Source organism: Paenibacillus sp. M-152 (genome assembly GCF_003856555.1).
Classification (GTDB): domain Bacteria; phylum Bacillota; class Bacilli; order Paenibacillales; family Paenibacillaceae; genus Paenibacillus; species Paenibacillus polymyxa_C.
The window spans coordinates 3,314,210-3,332,345 of record NZ_CP034141.1 but is presented as its reverse complement, the minus strand read 5'-3'; the positions used below and the strand labels follow the sequence as shown (position 1 = coordinate 3,332,345).

The 18,136-nt window shown below is 47.0% G+C and carries 17 protein-coding genes; 12 read left to right on the top strand and 5 right to left on the bottom strand.

The window, feature by feature from the left end:
* The first annotated feature begins 8 nt into the window (after nucleotides 1-8).
* The 7 genes from EGM68_RS14495 (at nucleotide 9) to EGM68_RS14465 (ending at nucleotide 8,678) form a co-directional block, all read left to right on the top strand.
* Complete coding sequence (locus tag EGM68_RS14495; protein WP_016822117.1) at nucleotides 9-1,526, top strand: DHA2 family efflux MFS transporter permease subunit; 1,518 nt, start codon at nucleotides 9-11, stop codon at nucleotides 1,524-1,526.
* A 71-nt stretch (nucleotides 1,527-1,597) separates the two neighbouring features.
* On the top strand, nucleotides 1,598-3,064 hold the full coding sequence (locus EGM68_RS14490) for an efflux RND transporter periplasmic adaptor subunit (protein ID WP_025676820.1): 1,467 nt from the start codon (nucleotides 1,598-1,600) through the stop codon (nucleotides 3,062-3,064).
* 223 nt (nucleotides 3,065-3,287) lie between these two features.
* Nucleotides 3,288-4,130 carry an STM4015 family protein gene (locus tag EGM68_RS14485; RefSeq protein WP_129549481.1) on the top strand — a complete coding sequence of 281 codons (843 nt, stop codon included), beginning with the start codon at nucleotides 3,288-3,290 and terminating at the stop codon, nucleotides 4,128-4,130.
* A gap of 68 nt (nucleotides 4,131-4,198) precedes the next feature.
* On the top strand, nucleotides 4,199-5,533 hold the full coding sequence (locus EGM68_RS14480; RefSeq protein WP_129549480.1) for an STM4014 family protein: 1,335 nt from the start codon (nucleotides 4,199-4,201) through the stop codon (nucleotides 5,531-5,533).
* Entirely contained in the window at nucleotides 5,533-6,315 is a 783-nt protein-coding gene (locus EGM68_RS14475) for an STM4013/SEN3800 family hydrolase (RefSeq protein ID WP_013371566.1), read from the top strand. The genes EGM68_RS14480 and EGM68_RS14475 overlap by 1 nt, the downstream gene beginning before the upstream one ends.
* A 69-nt stretch (nucleotides 6,316-6,384) precedes the next feature.
* Complete coding sequence (locus EGM68_RS14470) at nucleotides 6,385-7,812, top strand: STM4012 family radical SAM protein (RefSeq protein ID WP_129549479.1); 1,428 nt, start codon at nucleotides 6,385-6,387, stop codon at nucleotides 7,810-7,812.
* Nucleotides 7,809-8,678: an STM4011 family radical SAM protein gene (locus EGM68_RS14465; protein ID WP_129549478.1), complete on the top strand. Its 870-nt coding sequence runs from the start codon at nucleotides 7,809-7,811 to the stop codon at nucleotides 8,676-8,678. The genes EGM68_RS14470 and EGM68_RS14465 overlap by 4 nt, the downstream gene beginning before the upstream one ends.
* A 96-nt stretch (nucleotides 8,679-8,774) precedes the next feature.
* Here the strand turns inward: EGM68_RS14465 and EGM68_RS14460 are convergent, their stop codons facing one another.
* The 4 genes from EGM68_RS14460 to EGM68_RS14445 form a co-directional block, all read right to left on the bottom strand.
* Nucleotides 8,775-9,053: a YxcD family protein gene (locus tag EGM68_RS14460; RefSeq protein ID WP_013371563.1), complete on the bottom strand. Its 279-nt coding sequence runs from the start codon at nucleotides 9,051-9,053 to the stop codon at nucleotides 8,775-8,777.
* Between the two features lie 3 nt (nucleotides 9,054-9,056).
* Entirely contained in the window at nucleotides 9,057-9,512 is a 456-nt protein-coding gene (locus EGM68_RS14455) for a hypothetical protein (RefSeq protein ID WP_013371562.1), read from the bottom strand.
* Nucleotides 9,513-9,671: 159 nt separating this feature from the next.
* A complete protein-coding gene (locus EGM68_RS14450; RefSeq protein WP_013371561.1) occupies nucleotides 9,672-10,238 on the bottom strand; it encodes a PadR family transcriptional regulator in 567 nt (188 codons plus the stop codon).
* A 251-nt stretch (nucleotides 10,239-10,489) separates the two neighbouring features.
* Nucleotides 10,490-11,053: a beta-class carbonic anhydrase gene (locus EGM68_RS14445; RefSeq protein ID WP_025675094.1), complete on the bottom strand. Its 564-nt coding sequence runs from the start codon at nucleotides 11,051-11,053 to the stop codon at nucleotides 10,490-10,492.
* Between the two features lie 173 nt (nucleotides 11,054-11,226).
* On the opposite strand from EGM68_RS14445, the gene EGM68_RS14440 reads away from it, so the two are divergent.
* From EGM68_RS14440 to EGM68_RS14420, 5 genes are all read left to right on the top strand, one after another.
* Nucleotides 11,227-12,744, top strand: a complete 1,518-nt coding sequence (locus EGM68_RS14440; RefSeq protein WP_025675095.1) for a carboxypeptidase M32 — start codon at nucleotides 11,227-11,229, stop codon at nucleotides 12,742-12,744.
* 140 nt (nucleotides 12,745-12,884) lie between these two features.
* Nucleotides 12,885-13,973, top strand: coding sequence for an ABC transporter substrate-binding protein (locus EGM68_RS14435; protein ID WP_040103536.1), 1,089 nt, complete (start codon nucleotides 12,885-12,887; stop codon nucleotides 13,971-13,973).
* Nucleotides 13,970-14,782, top strand: coding sequence for an ABC transporter ATP-binding protein (locus EGM68_RS14430; RefSeq protein ID WP_025675097.1), 813 nt, complete (start codon nucleotides 13,970-13,972; stop codon nucleotides 14,780-14,782). The genes EGM68_RS14435 and EGM68_RS14430 overlap by 4 nt, the downstream gene beginning before the upstream one ends.
* An 8-nt stretch (nucleotides 14,783-14,790) precedes the next feature.
* Nucleotides 14,791-15,624: an ABC transporter permease gene (locus tag EGM68_RS14425; RefSeq protein WP_013371556.1), complete on the top strand. Its 834-nt coding sequence runs from the start codon at nucleotides 14,791-14,793 to the stop codon at nucleotides 15,622-15,624.
* A 117-nt stretch (nucleotides 15,625-15,741) separates the two neighbouring features.
* Nucleotides 15,742-16,698 carry an aromatic acid exporter family protein gene (locus EGM68_RS14420; protein WP_013371555.1) on the top strand — a complete coding sequence of 319 codons (957 nt, stop codon included), beginning with the start codon at nucleotides 15,742-15,744 and terminating at the stop codon, nucleotides 16,696-16,698.
* 21 nt (nucleotides 16,699-16,719) lie between these two features.
* On the opposite strand, the gene EGM68_RS14415 is transcribed toward EGM68_RS14420, so the two are convergent.
* On the bottom strand, nucleotides 16,720-18,036 hold the full coding sequence (locus tag EGM68_RS14415; RefSeq protein ID WP_058711880.1) for an amino acid permease: 1,317 nt from the start codon (nucleotides 18,034-18,036) through the stop codon (nucleotides 16,720-16,722).
* Between the last annotated feature and the right edge of the window lie 100 nt (nucleotides 18,037-18,136).

The window sequence follows — 18,136 nt, the reverse complement described above, 5'->3', positions numbered from 1 at the left end:
GGGTCCATGTGGCTGCCAATGAAACTGCTGCTGCTCCTTCGACAGATTCTTCCAAAGAACGCTGGCTTGCCTTTTTTGCTATCGTTTTAGGCGCCTTTGTCGCCATTCTGAACAACAGTCTGATCAATGTCGCCATTCCACGATTGACGACGGATTTAGGGTCAACGACGACACGTATTCAGTGGGTTATTACAGGTTACACGCTTGCATCCGGCGTAATCGTCCCGATTACCGGATATATGGAGCAGCGTATCGGATACAAAAAGTTTTTGATTCTTGCGCTCAGCGTGTTCTCGCTGGGGACAGGAATATGTATTTTTGCATGGAGTGATTCTTCCCTGATTGCAGCGCGTGTATTGGCTGGTCTGGGCGGCGGTGTCATTATGCCGCTGAGTATGACGATTATTTACAAAATTATGCCGCGTGAACAAATCGGGATGTCCCTTGGTATATGGGGTATCGCTGCAATGGCCGCACCAGCTGTAGGGCCTACGCTGAGTGGCTACTTAATTGAATGGTTTAACTGGCGTTTCTTGTTTATTGTCAGTCTGCCGGTTGCTTTATTTGCCATTTTAATGGTCATCCTTCTCATCAAGGAGCCGCCTAAGGTTACGCCGAAACCGTTTGATCTGCCAGGATTTTTACTGGCGGCAACCTGTGCAGGAACACTCTTGTACGCACTGACAAACGGCCAGCGTGATGGCTGGACTTCTTTTGGGATTGTATCTCTGCTGTTTATTTCTTTCTGGGCACTTGTCTTTCTCATCTATGTAGAAAGCGGCAAGGATAATGCTGTAATTGAAATTTCATTATTCAAGAATTCAAAATATACGATTAGTGTTATCGCCTCCAGTCTGGTCATGATGGGGATGTACGGAGGAACGTTCCTAACACCGTTGTTTTTGCAAAATATTCAGCGCGTGTCACCGATTGATACTGGTATTATCCTCATTCCACAGGCCATTGCCATGGCGGCGATGATGCCTATTGCCGGGAAGCTGTTCGATAAGTTCGGCATTGTGCCTTTGGGACTTGTGGGCCTGACGTTAACCAGCTTTATGACCTATCATCTTCATCAGCTTACGCCAGATACTTCGCATGCCTGGTTGGAAACCGTAATGGCATTACGGGGTCTGGGAATTGGTATTTGCATGATGCCATTGTCCACGGTCGGCATGAATGCTGTTCATCCGAGCAAGGTAGCCAATGCGTCTACAGCGTCCAATCTGGTACGTACCGTGGCTGCATCTATGGCGATTGCGGTACTGACCGCCATTATGCAAAGCCGTTCAGCTGCCCATGCCCAGCAAATTTCGGAGTCCATTACACAAGACTCGGCTCATACGCTACAAGCGACATTGGGTAGCTCATGGATGTCATCCATAAGTAGTTTAATCACACTGGATGCTACATCGAGAGGAATTGGGGATACGTTCCTCATTTCATCTATACCGCTGTTTTGCACGATTCCACTCATCTTTTTGTTTATTCAGAGGAAGAAAGCAAAGACACAGCCGGAAGCTTAAAAAAGAGAAATACAAAAATATCGACTGGATGGCTTACATTATTTCCACGGACAGAAAGAAAGGGAATTATCATGAAAATATTGAGAGTAGAAAGTACATTAGCGGCTTTAGTCCTCGGCGGCGCAGTGCTGGCAGGCTGCTCCAGTAATAGCGGAGCGGCTCAGGACATGGTCGTACCGGTTAAAATTAGTCAAGCACAGCAGGGGATTATCGGACAGGGCAATATTTATACAGGTACGGTAACTCCTTCGGAAACAGTCAATATTGTGCCTAAAGTAGGCGGTAAAGTGGTTGAGCTGCCTGTGGATATTGGTTCTGAGGTTAAAAAGGGTCAAGTACTATTCAAGCTTGACGATAAGGATATGCGTAACAATGTTGCAAAAGCCCGTGCCGCCGCCGCAGCAGCAGCAGCAGGCGTAAGCACCGCTCAAGCATCCCATGAATCAACGATGGTTCAAGCAACTTCGGGCTTAGTGCAGTCCAAAAGCGGTGTGATTCAATCCCAAAGTGCAATCAATCAGGCTCAGGGAGCTATTAATCAAGCAACTACAGCCGTAGAACAAGCGACACATAGTGTCTCCTCGGCAGCCAATACGGTGAAACAAACACAGCAAGCATTGGCAGATGCACAAAAGAATGTAACCCGTACACAAAGTCTGTTTGATGCTGGTGCGAGCACCCAAGCACAATTAGAACAAGCAAAAACCGCAGTTGTGAATGCGGAAGCGGCTTATAATAATGCACAAAATGCGCAGGCTAATGCAAAAGATCAATTGATAGCGGCTCAAAAGGCCCTAACTACAGCCCGCAACAGCTATGAGTCAGCAAAAAATAGCTACAGTAATGCCAACAGCGGCTACAGCAATGCGCAAAATCAACTTAAAGTATCTCAAAATACGGCTGGCATTGAGTCTAGCCAACAATCTCTTAAGCAGGCACAACTGAATGTAAACATTGCTCAGGATGCATTGGATGACACCGTTGTTACATCACCGATCAACGGTATTGTGGGTACGAAAAATGCAGAAGTGGGCGAAATGGTATCCGCTCAGTCTCCTGCGCTTGTCATTGCTAACCTGAGTACGGTCAATACATTGATCTATGTCCCTGCGGAACAGATCAACAATGTAAAAGTAGGTGACAAGGTACAGGTTCGTGTTGCAGCTTCCAACATTGTAACAACAGGTACAGTCAAAAATGTAAGCCCGTTGGATGCAAGCGGAAAAGGCTATCCTGTAAAAATCTCAGTAGCCAATCCAGATATGAAACTGAAATCCGGCATGTTGGCTGATATCAGCTTTGTCGCTGCCAATGCGCAAGAAGGTATTGTTGTTCCTACTGCGGCAGTGCAAAAGGATCAAGGTAAAGAATATGTATATGTGGTAAACGGCGACCATGCGAAACGCAAGGAAGTGAAGACTGTTCAAACGACAGGTTCACAAACACTCATTACCAGTGGCTTGAGCAAGGAAGAGAATGTGATCGTGAATAATCTGGCATTGCTGTCCGATAACTCACCGATTACAATTACCCAATAACTTGGTTCTAAACTTGCGTTCTTTATAATAGTAGAAATTTATTATGGATACATCCCAAGGCAGCCCGTAAGTGGGCTGTCTTGTTTTTATTTCATTTGCACATTTTACATAGGATTAATGTCGATCTGGGACTTTTTTTGACGAACATTGGTAGAATAGGATAGACTAAATTGGAAATAGATAGTTTACGAGATCTCAGACAAGCGATCGGAGGAATTGTGAGATGGAAGTGAAATTGGTTGTAGATTATGAAGCTTATGATAATGGCCAAACGATGGCTAAATCTATTGAGGAACTGGCAGCCAAGCCGGAGAGTGCCCAAGTTACGGATCTGATCATCGGAGATTGGGGAGGCGCCTATGAAAACTCACCAGATGATTTTATACCGGTGTTAGTGAAGCTGAAAGATCAATTTCCTAAGGTGCGCAAGCTGTTTATTGGTGATATGGAATATGATGAGTGTGAGGTATCATGGATTAACCAAACGAATCTGTCGCCGCTGTTAGAAGCGTTTCCAAAGCTTGAATCCTTACATATTAAAGGAAGCCAGGATCTGAGCTTGGAACCACTTCGCCATAATCATCTTCAAGAATTGGTTATTATTTGTGGCGGTCTACCTGTGAGCGTTCTTCAGCAAATCATTAATGCCGAACTGCCTGAACTGCGCAAGCTGGAGCTGTATTTGGGTGTCGAGGATTATGGTTTTGACGGTAAACTGGAAGATATTTTACCGTTTTTGGACAGCAATCCTTTTCCCAAACTTACATACTTGGGACTCAAAGACAGTGAGATACAGGATGAAATTGCCATTGCTGCTGCTAATGCCCCTGTGATTGGACAACTGGAAGTGCTAGATCTCTCACAAGGTACATTGTCTGATCAAGGTGCAGAAGCGCTGCTGGCTAGTGAAAGTATAAAAGGGCTAAAACATCTGGATTTGAGCTATCATTATATGTCTAGTGAAATGATGGAACGCTGGAAAAGCTCAGGTTTATCTGTGAACGTAGAGGATCAACAAGAAGCAGATGAAGAAGATGATTGGCGCTATCCATCACTGACAGAGTAATTTGTTCCAATGGATTTTCTAAAACGGATTGAATTTAAAATTAAAAAGAATAAAAGTGAGGCGGCTCTATGATGAAGATGTGGGATAGTAATGTCAACGAGCCGTTTATCTTGTTCGGTAATTCGGGGAATCGTCGAACTACGGGGCTGCAGGAAGCACGAAGCAGATTAATGCTTCCGCCAGCTCTGGAGGTTTCCTATACAGATGTGTTGGGGGCCATTCGAGAGAAGCACAGTCTGCGCGAACTGATGGTCAGGATAGCTGCACAAGCTGCGCAAGATAGCGTGAATGGCAGTGTCCATGTGCAAGAGAGCATTGATCAATTAATGGCAGGGCGGGTGGACAGAGGTCCATTGCTACGTCTGGATGCACCGGGCGAAAACTTTGAGGTAGAGCGGGAATTGATTGCTCTGGGCGCCCCGGATGCCGAGGGAGACGATTCTTTGTTGCCATGGCCGGAATGGGCACATGGCACAGGTATACTGGCGGCAGAAGCGCGCCGTTTGCAGGAGCAGCATGGTCGCATTTGGCACCCGGCGCAATGGTTCCGGGGCTATTGCCGTCTGCTGGCTTGGCTGCGGCATGAAGTAGATCGGCTCTGGCCTTCGTCGCGCTGGATGAACGATCCTGCGGAAGTAGCCGTCATGTTTGACAAACGGCGTTGTAGCGCCGTATTAGACCAGGCAGACATCAGGGTCCCGCCTGTGCTTACAGCTTCAGGCGGTGCATTTCGTGATGCTGTCGATCTGCATACAGCTATGAAAGAGAGTGGGTTTCACCGCGTATTTGTGAAAATATTTTGCGGGTCAGGTGCTTCTGGTGTTATGGCATATCAGGTACATCCCCAGACACATGCAGAGCTGGCGGTAACTACGATTGGAACAGAGATCATACACGGACAGCGTGTGTATTATAATGCCGGACGATTGCGTCGTTATACAGACAAGCAGGACATTCATGCCATCCTTAACTGGCTATGTTTGGAAGGGGTACATGTGGAACGCTGGATTCCCAAAGCGATCCTGAACGGACGTGTTTATGATGTGCGTCAACTCGTGTGTGAATCAGAAGCTTGTCATGCGGTTTTACGTTTGAGTCACAGCCCCATTACAAATCTACATTTGCGTAATGAGCGACTCTCGCTAGAGGAAGCCGGACTACCACAGAATACGGTAGAATCGGTCCAGCATACTGCAAAAGCCGCCATGAGGGTTTTTCCGTCATCTATGGTTGCTGGACTGGATGTGCTCGTTCCGGCTCACGGTGGTCGTCCCTATGTATTGGATGTTAATCCGTTCGGTGATTTACTGTATCGGGTTGAGTATCAGGGTTGGAATCCATATGAATGGGAAATGCTGCACCTTGCTAATAGGAGCGTAGTTTTGGAAAGGAAAGACAGATAATGACTGATATGAATCAAATTGTCGGCTCTCATGATATTGTCATGATTACACTGGATACCCTGCGTTATGACGTAGCCAAGCTGGAGGAAGAAAACTGCTCGAATTTATGCGGCTCCGGGTCGTGGGAAAAGCGCCATACACCAGGGAGCTTTACATATGCTGCACACCATGCTTTTTTTGGCGGATTTTTACCGACTCCGGCCAATACAGATAAGGCTTCACATATCAGGCTGTTTCACACAAAGGATACGGGATTGCGAACGCATCCACATACCTGGCTGTTCGATGCTCCGGACATTGTGTCCGGGCTGGAGAACGAGGGCTATCGGACGATCTGTATCGGTGGCGTTATTTTTTTCACGAAGAAGAACAAGCTGGCCAAGGTGCTGCCCGGATATTTTCAAGAGAGCTACTGGCGCATGAACTTTGGCGTTACCAACCCTCGTTCAACAGAGCATCAGGTGAATCATGCCTTGAAGCTGTTGGAAAAGGCAGACCCTGCACAGCGCTTGTTTTTGTTTCTGAATGTATCAGCAATCCATGGGCCTAATCATTATTTTGTAAAGGGCTCTTCAAAAGATTCAGTAGAGTCTCAACGAGCAGCTTTGCGGTATGTGGATGGTGAACTTGGACGCTTGTTTGATGCTTTGCGTAAGCGTGGCAAGACGTTTTGCATGGCTTTTTCCGATCATGGTACAGCTTATGGCGAAGACGGCTACGAAGGGCATCGTCTGGCGCATGAGGTAGTGTGGAATGTGCCTTACCGCGATTTTATACTGTAGGACAAAAAGAAAAGTAGTTTGCACTGATAAATGATCAAGAATCCAATCCAGCGCGAGGAAGGAGCAGAAATGAAAGCCATGAATCTGAATCACCTACATCCGATAGGCGCAGCAACCCAAACTTCTCCAGGAATGGACACAAAATTAGTAACGACTAGATTTCAGTGGCCGGATACTCCTGTAGAATGGGCACGTACGATCCGAGAAGCTCCCTATCGCTCCTATCTGTACTCTTACCCGCATAAAACGGCCTATCGTTCGTTCGATACACCGCTCTCATTGCAGGAATTGTGGGAGAAAGAAGAGTTGGAAAGCTATTTTTTGTATATGCATATACCGTTTTGCGCAGCTCGCTGTGGATTTTGTAACCTGTTCACTTTACCGGATAAGCGCCAGGATGTGCACAAGGAGTATGTGGATGCGCTAGAAAGACAAGCTCGGCAATGGGCCCCAATTATGGGCGGTCGGCCTTTTTCGCGTTTTGCGATTGGCGGTGGTACGCCGACCTTATTGGAGGCTCCTTTGGTGGAGCGTTTATTTGACATTGCAGAAAATATTATGGGATTGGACCCCAAGCGAGCTTCTATTTCAGTCGAAACCTCTCCCGATACTGTAACTGAGGATAGGCTGGAGGTGCTCAAGCGCCGCGGTACAGATCGTGTCAGCATGGGAATCCAGAGCTTTGTGGAATCAGAAAGTGCCGCCATATACCGACCTCAGAAGCCCAAGCTTGTTAGAGATGCACTTGAGCGGCTGGTAGAATACAATTTTCCTTTGCTCAACGTGGATCTGATCTATGGTCTGCCTGGTCAAACGGTGGAAACCTGGCTGTATTCTCTCGAGGAAGCCCTGTCCTATTCGCCAGGAGAGATTTTTCTTTACCCGTTATACATTCGTGAAAATACGATTTTAAAGCCTGGCTATACTGGGCTGGATCATGATATTCGCCTCAGCTTGTATGAAGTAGCGCGCGAACGACTCAAACAGGCAGGATATGTACAATATTCCATGCGCCGTTTTGCTAAAAATGAGGGTACATCTAGCAAAGAGCTTTTACCCTACAGTTGCCAGGAGGAGAGCATGGCTGGATTGGGGTGTGGTGCACGCTCTTATACACGCGATGTACACTATGCCAGCCGGTATGGTGTCAGTACAGCAGCTACACGTAGTATTATCGCGGATTATGTGGCGGCGGAGCGTCATGATCTGGCTGACTACGGCTTTATTTTAAATGCGGATGAGCGTAAGCGGCGCTTTATCCTGAAGGCGCTTCTTCATCGGGAAGGTTTGGAGCTATGTGCCTATGCAGAGCGCTTTGGTGTATCCCTGGAAGACGATTTTACAGGAATGTCGCTGCTACTGGAATCGGGTATGGCTGTGGTCGAGGAGGGCACGCTTCGACTTACGGAGGAAGGAATGGCCTATTCCGATGCGATTGGAGACTGGATGATCTCCACATCAGTACGCGAGCGTATGGAAGGATATGTAGGCGCATGAGATCGACCTTATATTATCGTGGTTCGTTGACCTCGTGCAACTATGCTTGCCCTTACTGCCCATTCAGTAAAAACGTCGATAGTCGGGAAACGTTGAACAAGGATCGGGCGCAGTTGGAGGGTTTTGCTGATTGGGTACGGGAGCAGGGTGCTTTGGGGCACCAGCTCTCCATTTTTTTTAATCCGTACGGAGAAGCCTTGATTCATTCCTGGTATCGTAAGGCTATGATTGAGTTTTCTCATATGGCGCATGTGGAAAAAGTGGCGGTACAGACGAATCTATCGGCTAAGCTGGATTGGACAAACGAACTAAATCCAGATACGGCTGCGCTGTGGGCTACTTATCATCCTGGAGAAACCAAAGAGCAAGCTTTTATATCGCAGGCGATGAAGCTATATGAACTTGGCATTTCCTATAGTGTCGGTACAGTTGGATTGAGACAGGCGTTCCCGGCTATTCGTTCCTTGCGGGCGCAACTTCCAAAAGAAGTTTATATGTGGATCAACGCCTACAAGGACCGACCACATTATTATACGGATGCCGAGGTTACCGAATTAACTGAGATAGATCCCTATTTTCAATGGAATTTAAAGGATTATAGCAGCCAGGGGAGAGCATGTCGCGCGGGAGCAGATGTATTCTACGTCCAAGGTGACGGGCGAGTAAAACACTGCTATCAGGATCGACGTGTGATTGGGCACCTGTACAGAGACGGTCTGGAGGGGCTGAGCGCCCAGCGTCCGTGCCGGATGAAAGAATGTGGCTGTTATATCGGTTATATCCATATGGAAGAGCAGCCATTTCGGGAAATGTATGGTAGTGGTTTGCTTGAAAGGGTGCCGCGTACAACCATGACGATCTATTAGAGAGAAAAGAGCAGAAAAAGAACCGCCCTTGCCACCAGGCAAAGAGCGGTTCTTTTGTTTTGAAACAAGTTTGTACGACGGTCCTATGCAATTTAATTAAGTTTGGACAATAGCGGTAATTTCTTCATCCAGATCCAATCTGACCTGCTCGCGATAGGCACGAATATTGTATTCGGAATGAAGATATCTCAGAATGGCTTCAATCATATTGGCTTCCACCAGATATTGACTGCGTCCCTGGACATGAACTTCGGCTGTATAGCCTGTATCCTCTTCCCAGCTTAGCTCCACAACCACATCGGTCGGTCGTACGCCCTTGCGTTCAGCCATATGCAGGCAAATGGCATTGACAATCTCATCCATGCTTAAAATCATAACTTAGTAACGTCCTCCACGAGAATCATCGGGTCTACGGCGATTTTTGATAGCTCGGTAGATCCCTACACCAACCATAATCAGGACATAAATAGCTAGAACGTTAACGGCCAGGCCAAGTAAGCTGCCCAATGCACCCATGTTGCCGAACAATCCGCCGAAAAGCATACCTGCCAAGCCGCCCAGCATCATACCTTTGAGGAACCCGCCACCGCCACCGAGGAACCCACCGGTTCTGCTTGTGTTGCCCGTAGCCGCACTAGATTTAGTTCCGCTATCAGACTTATTGATGCCGCTGCTGTCATTCGCCTTGCTTGGTGTAGATTGGTATGATTTTGGTCCGGATTTAAATCCGCCACCACGCCTTGCATCAGCTGTAGATGGTGCGATCATAGCAATGAGTAGGGTGAAAGCCATCATCAGCATCATCATATTTTTCAAAGTGAATGTCTTTTTCATGTAAATATAATCCCCCTAGTAATTTGTGTTATAGGTCAAACAACCGCTTACCCGTAATACGATATAGTATGGAAAAGGGTTTCAAAGAATTTTAAATTTTAAAAAATTAAACGATAACGTACATAAATCCCATGCATGGATTGATAAAAGCATTTTGCTTTAGGGTTTAAGTAAAAACGGATTAGTGTCCGCTCTGACATCACCGGCAAGCAGCATGCGCAGCACCATTTGGCACCATTCCAGGCCTGCTTTGGCATTCATAAGCCCTTTTTGTACTAGAATATAGTCACCGAAATTCTTACTGCCAAAGTGTAAATTTTCTGCGGGAATGTCGTTCAGTATATCCTCTAGATGACGGATTTTCTGAATAAAATAACGTTTGCGTTCCTCTAGCATACGATTGGCGCTAGTTTTGTCCGTCAACCAGAGACAGAATAGTCGAAGGCTTAATTCATCCCGTGTAACCGGAGCAGCTAACGTTTCCTGAGACCATTGCTGAAGCATATGGATTCCCTTGTCCGTAATGGTATACATCTTTTTATCAGGCTTGTCGGACTGCTGAATCCATCGGGAGGCTAGCAGTTCCTTGCTCTCCATACGGGCCAGTAGCGGATAGATCTGGCTGTGCTTGGCCTGCCAAAAAGGCTGAATACGCAGCATCAGATCATAGCCGGAGGATTCCTCTCTGGCGAGAAGTCCCAACAGACCATACGATAGTAAATTCATATATCTTATCTCCTTCATCCATCAAAGTAACGGTTGTAACAGCTCTGCGGCAGGTAATCTGCGGCTCCATAAAAAGTGTACACTGAAACTGTATGGTTTGACAACTTTCACACCAGTCGTTCACAGGTTAGCCAAAATTGGCTGGGGACATTCGGTATGTATATGTGCTTTTTTTCATAGAAACAGGGTAGTTTAAGCACGTATATACGCGCCTGAACTACCCTGATAACTTTTGAGGATAAGGATTCTGTTTACTGGTTATTCCCATCAACAACAAGGGTTAACGCGCCTGTATCCGGATGTATTACCATACCATGAACGGGCGTATTGGGAGGGAGAAGGGGGTGGTTTTTAATAAGCTTCACTGTAGTCTGTACCCCTTCTTCAATGTTGTCAAAACCCTTCAACCATTTATTTAACTTAATACCTGAATTTTCTAATGTACTTAGCACTTCCTGCGAAATTCCACGTTCCAGCATCTCATTAACCATATGATCAGCGTTTAGTGCAGCCATGCCGCATTCATAATGACCTATAACGAGTACTTCGTCTGCTCCCAGCTCATATAAAGCGACTAGCACACTGCGCATTACACTTCCAAAAGGCTGTGAAATAATGGCACCCGCATTTTTAATAATTTTGACATCCCCGTTACGCAGGTTCATGGCTTTGGGGAGCAATTCCGTTAGCCGCGTATCCATACAGGTTATGATGACCATTTTTTTGTTAGGGAACTTGCCCGTTCTATAGGCCTCGTATTCTTTGTTTTCTACGAAAACACGATTGTACTCTAAAATTTCTTGGATGTGATCCACGATAGTTCCCTCCAGATTCTAATAAAGTGCAATATGTACTGCCCAACGTTGATCCAGGTATTAGGAGTTGGTCGTACATGTTGTGTGTTGATTATACTTTTTAATATAAGTATCATCAAGTATAGGTAGTTGTAAAGTTTTAACCATTTTAAGTTAAAGAGGTGACCCTAATTATGGAGCAACAGACGTTGGATCAATGGACGGCTTTAAAGGAAATCTCACACAAAATCAGCAGTTATGGCGAAGCAGTCGGCTTGCTGCACTGGGATTTACGGACAGGAGCTCCACGCAAGGGAGTTGACATTCGGTCCGAGACGTTGGGGATGCTGTCCACGGAAATGTTCAAGCTGATGATCTCAGATGAAATGGGGCAGTTGCTGCAATTTTTTGCCGCAAAAGACAAGCTGGAGCAACTGGAGGACAATGATCGCAGATTGGTAGAGGAATGTCGCAAAAATTATGACTTGAATCGTTCAGTCCCAGCAGACCGCTACCGGGAGTATAGCATTTTAGCGGCTCAGGCAGAAAGCAAGTGGGAGGAAGCAAAGGAACACAGCGACTTTGCTGGATTCGAACCGTACTTGTCTAAAATCGTAGACATGAAGCGTGAGTTTATCGGCTACTGGGGTGTTAAGGATACAGAGTACGACACACTTTTGGATCAATATGAGCCAGGGATGACGGTTAAAAAGCTGGATGCTGTCTTTGATCGACTCAAAAAGCGCCTTGTACCCCTTTTGTCTAAAATTCAGGCTTCACCCAACCAGCCGGATAAGAGCTTTTTAGACGGGGTATTTGATGTGAAGCAGCAGGAAAAGTTCAGTCTGTTCATTTTAGGGCAGATGGGTTATGACTTTGATGCAGGTCGTTTGGATGAGAGTGTGCATCCTTTTGCGACAGGATTAAATCCAGGTGATGTGCGTATAACAACACACTATTTGCAAGATGATGTAACCAGTGCTATTTTCAGCTCGCTGCATGAAGGAGGCCATGCACTGTACGAACAAAACATTGCTCCTGAGCTGGCAGGATCACTACTGTCCGGAGGAACCTCTATGGGGATTCATGAATCCCAGTCCCGCTTGTGGGAAAATAAAATCGGACGCAGTCGTGCTTTCTGGGATCGGTATTACGATGATCTGCAAAAGCATTTTCCTGATCGTTTGGAGAAGGTCACGGCAGAGCAATTTTACCGGGCAGTCAACCGCGTGGAAAATTCATTGATTCGTATTGAAGCGGATGAGCTGACATATAATTTACATATCATTGTCCGCTATGAAATTGAGAAAATGCTGTTTAATGAAAAGCTGGATGTAAAGCGTCTCCCCGAAGTGTGGAATGCAAAATATAAAGAATACCTGGGGCTTCTACCCCCGAACGACGGGCTGGGCGTACTTCAAGACGTTCACTGGTCCGGTGGTGATTTTGGCTATTTTGCTTCTTACTCACTTGGCAATATGTATGCAGCCCAGATTTTGGCGACTCTGCGTAAGGAGCTGCCGAACCTGGATGAGCTGATTGCTGCTGGTGAGCTGGAGCCGATCAAGCAATGGCTGACTGAACGGATTTACCGTTACGGCAAGAGCCGGACGCCGTCTGAGTTGATTGTAGCCATTACGGGTGAGGATCTGAATCCTGATTATCTCGCCGACTATCTGGAAGATAAATATACATCCATATACAAGCTCTGATTTAGAGCTCTTATACAATCGCACACAAAAACCTCGCATTCATAGGCAAATGCGGGGTTTTTGTATACAGTTAACCATTATAACGTCAGCCGCATAACAATATATGAAGTCAACGATGTAAAGGTGGGGAGGGAACAAGGATGAATTACGGCGCTCGTTGCAAAGCAGTGGTGGCTGCGGCACTACTCGGATTACTGTTGCTCAGTGGGTGTGCCCCCAAGGGGGGGCAGACGATTGAGATCAGACTTGGCGAGGTAGCCCGTACGGTCTTTTATGCGCCGCAGTATGTAGCCTTGAGCCAGGGGATGTTTGCTCAGGAGGGACTGGATGTCCAACTGGCTACGATCCCTGGCGGAGACAAGGCGATGACGGCGTTGTTGTCCAATCAGGCAGATATCGCGCTGATCGGCGCGGAAACATCTATTTATGTGTATCAGCAAGGAGCAGAGGACCCTATCATTAATTTCGCTCAGCTGACACAGAAGGACGGAACCTTTTTGTTTGCTCGGCAAACAAAGGATAGCTTTGACTGGGAAAAGCTGAAACAACAAAGTTTTTTGGGACAACGCAAGGGCGGAATGCCACAAATGTCACTTGAATTTACGCTTCGCAAACACGGCATTGATCCGCATAAGGATCTGAAGCTGATTCAAAATATTGATTTTGCCAATGTCGCCTCTGCTTTTGGTTCGGGTACAGGGGATTATGTGCAGCTGTTTGAGCCACAGGCGTCTATTTTTGAAAAGGAAGGTCGAGGTCGGGTAGTTGCCTCTATCGGCGTAGAGAGTGGCGAGTTGCCGTATACGGTATATATGGCGAAGCAAAGCTATCTAAACACCAATAGCGAAGCCGCTCAGAAATTTACAAATGCCATATATCGGGCACAGCAGTGGATTGCTGCGCATTCACCTGAACAGATCACCGAAGCTATTACACCTTATTTTAAGGATACAGAATTAGCTGTTTTGACGAGTAGTATCAAGCGCTATAAGGAACAGGGTACCTATGCAATGAACCCGATGATTGAGGAAAAGGAATGGAATAATTTACAGGATGTCATGGCTTCGGCAGGTGAGCTGAAAAGCCCGGTTGCACTAGATAAGCTGGTAAACCCAAGTTTTGCAAAACAGGCGATCTCCTCCAACTCTATCGGGAATACTGAAACAGATGTGAAAAAGAGCACAACCGAAGCTACGGATACAGCTGTGGATGCAGGAGGTTCACCATGACGGAGGAACAGAGTGGTCTCACTGCGGATGTGATGATCCCGATGGTGAGAATGGAGCAAGTGACCCATGTATACGTAACAGATCGGGAAGCTTCATTGGCGGTTGAGAATATCGATTTTTCCGTAAATACAGGGGAATTTGTCAGTTTAGTCGGTCCAAGCGGCTGCGGAAAAACGACGATCCTGTCCATGATCGCCGGGCTGCTGCGTCCAGCGGCAGGTCAAGTTATGTTGCAAGGTCAGCCGGTAAGTGGCCCGAGTCCTGAGGTCGGTTACATGTTGCAGCAGGATTATCTTTTCCCGTGGCGGACGATCATGGATAACGCATTGTTAGGTCTGGAACTAAGCAACAGAGTAGATGAAGCTGCGCGTGAGCGGACGCGATTATTGCTGGAAGGTATGGGTTTGGGAGGAAAGGAGCATTTGCATCCATCCCAGTTGTCTGGAGGAATGCGCCAGCGTGTGGCGCTGGTACGGACGCTGGCGACGAATCCGGGATTGCTGCTACTGGATGAGCCGTTCTCCGCGCTGGATTATCAAACTAAGCTGCAACTGGAGGACCTCGTTGTGCAAACCTTGCGCGAACGAAAGAAAACGGCGATTTTAGTCACGCACGATTTGGCCGAGGCCATTGCAGTCAGTGATCGGGTTATAGTGATGGGGCGAAATCCTGGTCATATCCGGCGTACTTTCGAGATTCCGGATTCCATTCGGGAAGCGCAGCCTTTTTATGCGCGCGAACAGCCGGGCTTTAATGAGCTATTTCATGAAATATGGCGGGAACTGGAGGCTTCGGGAGCAAAGGAGTGAGTTAACGTATGAAGAACGAAGCTGATCAGCCTGAGCAACGTTGGATTCAAGGACTGCATCAGACGTATTTGCGTAACAGGCGTATGCAACAGTGGTTAGTAACAGGTGTGCAGATAGCTATTTTGCTGCTTTTATTTGTATTGTGGGAAATTGCAGGTCGTTTGAAGTGGATTGATGTATTGTTGTTTAGCTATCCTAGCAAAATTTTCACTCAGATTGGCAAGGATGCGGTCAGCGGGGAATTATGGGGACATGTAGGTGTCACTGTTGGAGAAACGATGGCAGGTTTTTTGCTCGGTACTCTGCTCGGCACATTGCTCGCGGTACTTATTTGGTGGTCGCCGTTTTTATCAAGGGTACTTGATCCATATATGGTTGTGTTTAACAGTATGCCCAAGGTAGCGCTAGGGCCAATATTTATCGTCATGTTTGGGGCTGGTTTTACCGCGATTCTGATGACAACCCTCTCCATTACGGTTATCATTACGACCCTTGTGGTATACAACAGTTTTCAGGAAGTCGATCCCAATTTGGTCAAAGTGGTTCGCACGTTTGGAGGAACACGCCGGGATACGTTTCAAAAGGTGATTTTGCCTGCCTCCTTTCCCGCAATTGTCTCTACGCTGAAAGTGAATGTCGGCATGGCATGGGTTGGCGTGATTGTTGGTGAATTTTTGGTTGCTAAAAATGGCTTAGGTTATTTGATCATTTATGGTTTTCAGGTGTTCAATTTCACACTGGTCATGTCCAGTCTGTTGATCATTGCTGTCGTAGCTACATTGATGTACCAGGCAGTTGTGTATGTGGAGCACCGCTTGCTTTCAGGTCGCCCTCATCGGTAATTATTAAATTTCTGAATATTTGTGCAAAACGTGAAAATAAAGTACCATGAAAATGAAATACTTAATATTTATGAAAATGAGAAAACAGATTTCATCTAGAGGGGACAGAATTTTTTCATGGGCTTTCGTACGATTAAAACGGCTATTGCCGCATTAATGGCCGTACTTATTGCGGAGGGAGTAGGCATTCACGGAGCCACCTCGGCAGGGCTTTTAGCAATTTTGGGGGTGGATGTCACACGCAAGAGAAGTCTCCGCACCATTTCGGCGAGATTTTTTGCATCCGTCGTGGGACTTCTTTTTGCTTGTGTTTTGTTTGTGGTATTCGGATTCCATGATTGGGTGCTTGCATTATATATTTTAACGGCGTTTCCGGTCATTGTACGGGTGGGCTTTAAGGAAGGCATTGTCACGGGTTCGGTCGTGGTTTTCCGAGTATTCAGCGGCGGTGTGATTGATATGGAGGTACTGCTGACCCAGCTGGCTCTGCTGGTGATTGGGCTGGGTTCTGCGATGGTTGTCAATCTAGCTTATATGCCGCGTTCTGATAATACAATGCAACAAATCCGGCAGGAGGTGGATCGGACATTTTCTGTTATATTCAGAAATATGGCCAACACGCTGCGTAGTCCGGCATACATATGGGATGGCAAGGAAGTTATTGAAGCGGACAGCGTGATCACCAAAGGGGTCACTGAGGCGGGTCGTTCATTGGAAAATCAAATGCTTCGTCCCCAAGAAGGCTGGAATGTGTATTTTTATATGCGCAAAGAACAGCTGGATTCGATTCAAAACATGATGCAGTTGATCGCACAAATGTATCAGCACATGCCGCAGGCCAAGCTTCTGGCCGAGCTGTTCGACCAGCTTAGCAACGACGTTTTGGCTGGACATTATACAGGACAGACCGAGAAGCTGTTGGAGCAGGTTCGTGAAGAATTTAAAGCCATGGAGCTTCCCGCAACTCGGGAGGAATTTGAGATTCGTTCAGCATTATTGCAGCTTACACATGAGCTTCACCAGTATTTGAAAATCGCTAAAAAGGACAAGGCCCCTACTCCGGTGAAAAATTAGAGTAAGGACCTTGAGCGGCTACTATCCACGACGGACAGTAGCCTTTTCTTGTTCAGTAACGGCAGAATTCGGATGAGTGAAAGTCCGTTTATGCCGAATTCGATCTGTGATCCACAAGACAACGGTGATCAGGCAAGGGTAAAGCATGGCCCACCCGACAAAGGGGAAAACAACTGCCGTGGAAATGAAGGAAATCCAACTAATGGAAACTCCCCAACGACTCCCACGTAGGAGCTTGATTCCTGCTGCACAACCCCCTAGATAGGTCAGAATGAAGGTAGCGTTCGGCAATTGGATCAGGTTGGTGAGTGAAACAGCACCGCTACTGTACAACACCATAATGATCACGAAGCAGACGCTAAGAAAAGCAATGCCCCCGATGGGGGTATAGAAGCGTTGGGATAACACGCCCATCCAGCGAAAGGCCTGTCCTTGTCGAGATAAAGCATAAGCGACTCGTGAAGCGGCACCCACGTAAGCAATAATAGTAGCGGTACAAATAAAGATCCCCGTCAAGCCCGCAATGATCGCACCCCATGGCCCGATAGCCCGACTAATCACCCATATGAGCGAAGCATCCGAACCCCCTGCAAGGTAACTTTGTGTGCCTACCGTAGCAAGCGCAGTAAGGAAATAAAGCAAACCTACAATGACGGCTGCAATGGTCACACCTCTAACGGCAGACCGCTCGGGATTGGTAAATTCCTCTGACATATGGGACACAGCCTCCCAGCCGATAAAGCACCAGAACAGAATCGCAGCTGCTTGGCCGACAGAAAGCCAGCCATGTGGAACAAACGGCGTGAAGTGAATAGTTTTCATCTGAGGGAGTGCTGCGGCAATAGCGAATATCAGGACGGCAACGATGGCTATAACGACGGCAATCTGAATACGTCCGGCTACCTTCATACCAATCCAGTTGATGACCAGGCCCACCGCCAGCATGGCAGCGGCCAACATTATGCGGCTTTCCTCTCCCCAGCCCATAGCTGCGGTCATATAGCCGGCTCCGGTAAGTGCGGCAACAGGGGCCCCAATTGGAACCGACATGAGAAAAAACCACCCGATATAAGCACCAGCACGTGGGGAAAAGGCCAACGTCACAAAATGCGATACCCCTCCCGCATTTGGGAATTTCGCGGATAGAAGTCCCATGGAAAGCGCCATTGGCAGAATGAGCAGGGTCATGAATCCCCATGCCAGCAACGATGCTGGACCCGCCATTTGGGCGGCAAGACCAGGCACAATCAATACCCCCGAACCCAATACAGCTCCGATATAGAGCGCAATGGCCTGTGGAAGACCAATAGTGGATTGAAGTTTATTTTCATTCGTCATGCAGAAAAGCCTTCTTTCTCTTGTTATTTTCTCCAGCTTATCAGATAATCAATCTATCGGAAAAACGGAATATTACGATTGCTTGCATCGGAAAAATCGA

What these genes read in the sequence shown, in the direction of transcription:
- EGM68_RS14480 (WP_129549480.1), top strand. Translation starts at nt 4,199, where the DNA reads ATGATGAAGATGTGGGATAGTAATGTCAACGAGCCGTTTATCTTGTTC.
- EGM68_RS14420 (WP_013371555.1), top strand. Translation starts at nt 15,742, where the DNA reads ATGGGCTTTCGTACGATTAAAACGGCTATTGCCGCATTAATGGCCGTA.
- EGM68_RS14440 (WP_025675095.1), top strand. Translation starts at nt 11,227, where the DNA reads ATGGAGCAACAGACGTTGGATCAATGGACGGCTTTAAAGGAAATCTCA.
- EGM68_RS14460 (WP_013371563.1), bottom strand. Translation starts at nt 9,053, where the DNA reads ATGATTTTAAGCATGGATGAGATTGTCAATGCCATTTGCCTGCATATG.
- EGM68_RS14485 (WP_129549481.1), top strand. Translation starts at nt 3,288, where the DNA reads ATGGAAGTGAAATTGGTTGTAGATTATGAAGCTTATGATAATGGCCAA.
- EGM68_RS14455 (WP_013371562.1), bottom strand. Translation starts at nt 9,512, where the DNA reads ATGAAAAAGACATTCACTTTGAAAAATATGATGATGCTGATGATGGCT.
- EGM68_RS14465 (WP_129549478.1), top strand. Translation starts at nt 7,809, where the DNA reads ATGAGATCGACCTTATATTATCGTGGTTCGTTGACCTCGTGCAACTAT.
- EGM68_RS14490 (WP_025676820.1), top strand. Translation starts at nt 1,598, where the DNA reads ATGAAAATATTGAGAGTAGAAAGTACATTAGCGGCTTTAGTCCTCGGC.
- EGM68_RS14435 (WP_040103536.1), top strand. Translation starts at nt 12,885, where the DNA reads ATGAATTACGGCGCTCGTTGCAAAGCAGTGGTGGCTGCGGCACTACTC.
- EGM68_RS14425 (WP_013371556.1), top strand. Translation starts at nt 14,791, where the DNA reads ATGAAGAACGAAGCTGATCAGCCTGAGCAACGTTGGATTCAAGGACTG.
- EGM68_RS14475 (WP_013371566.1), top strand. Translation starts at nt 5,533, where the DNA reads ATGACTGATATGAATCAAATTGTCGGCTCTCATGATATTGTCATGATT.
- EGM68_RS14470 (WP_129549479.1), top strand. Translation starts at nt 6,385, where the DNA reads ATGAAAGCCATGAATCTGAATCACCTACATCCGATAGGCGCAGCAACC.
- EGM68_RS14450 (WP_013371561.1), bottom strand. Translation starts at nt 10,238, where the DNA reads ATGAATTTACTATCGTATGGTCTGTTGGGACTTCTCGCCAGAGAGGAA.
- EGM68_RS14415 (WP_058711880.1), bottom strand. Translation starts at nt 18,036, where the DNA reads ATGACGAATGAAAATAAACTTCAATCCACTATTGGTCTTCCACAGGCC.
- EGM68_RS14430 (WP_025675097.1), top strand. Translation starts at nt 13,970, where the DNA reads ATGACGGAGGAACAGAGTGGTCTCACTGCGGATGTGATGATCCCGATG.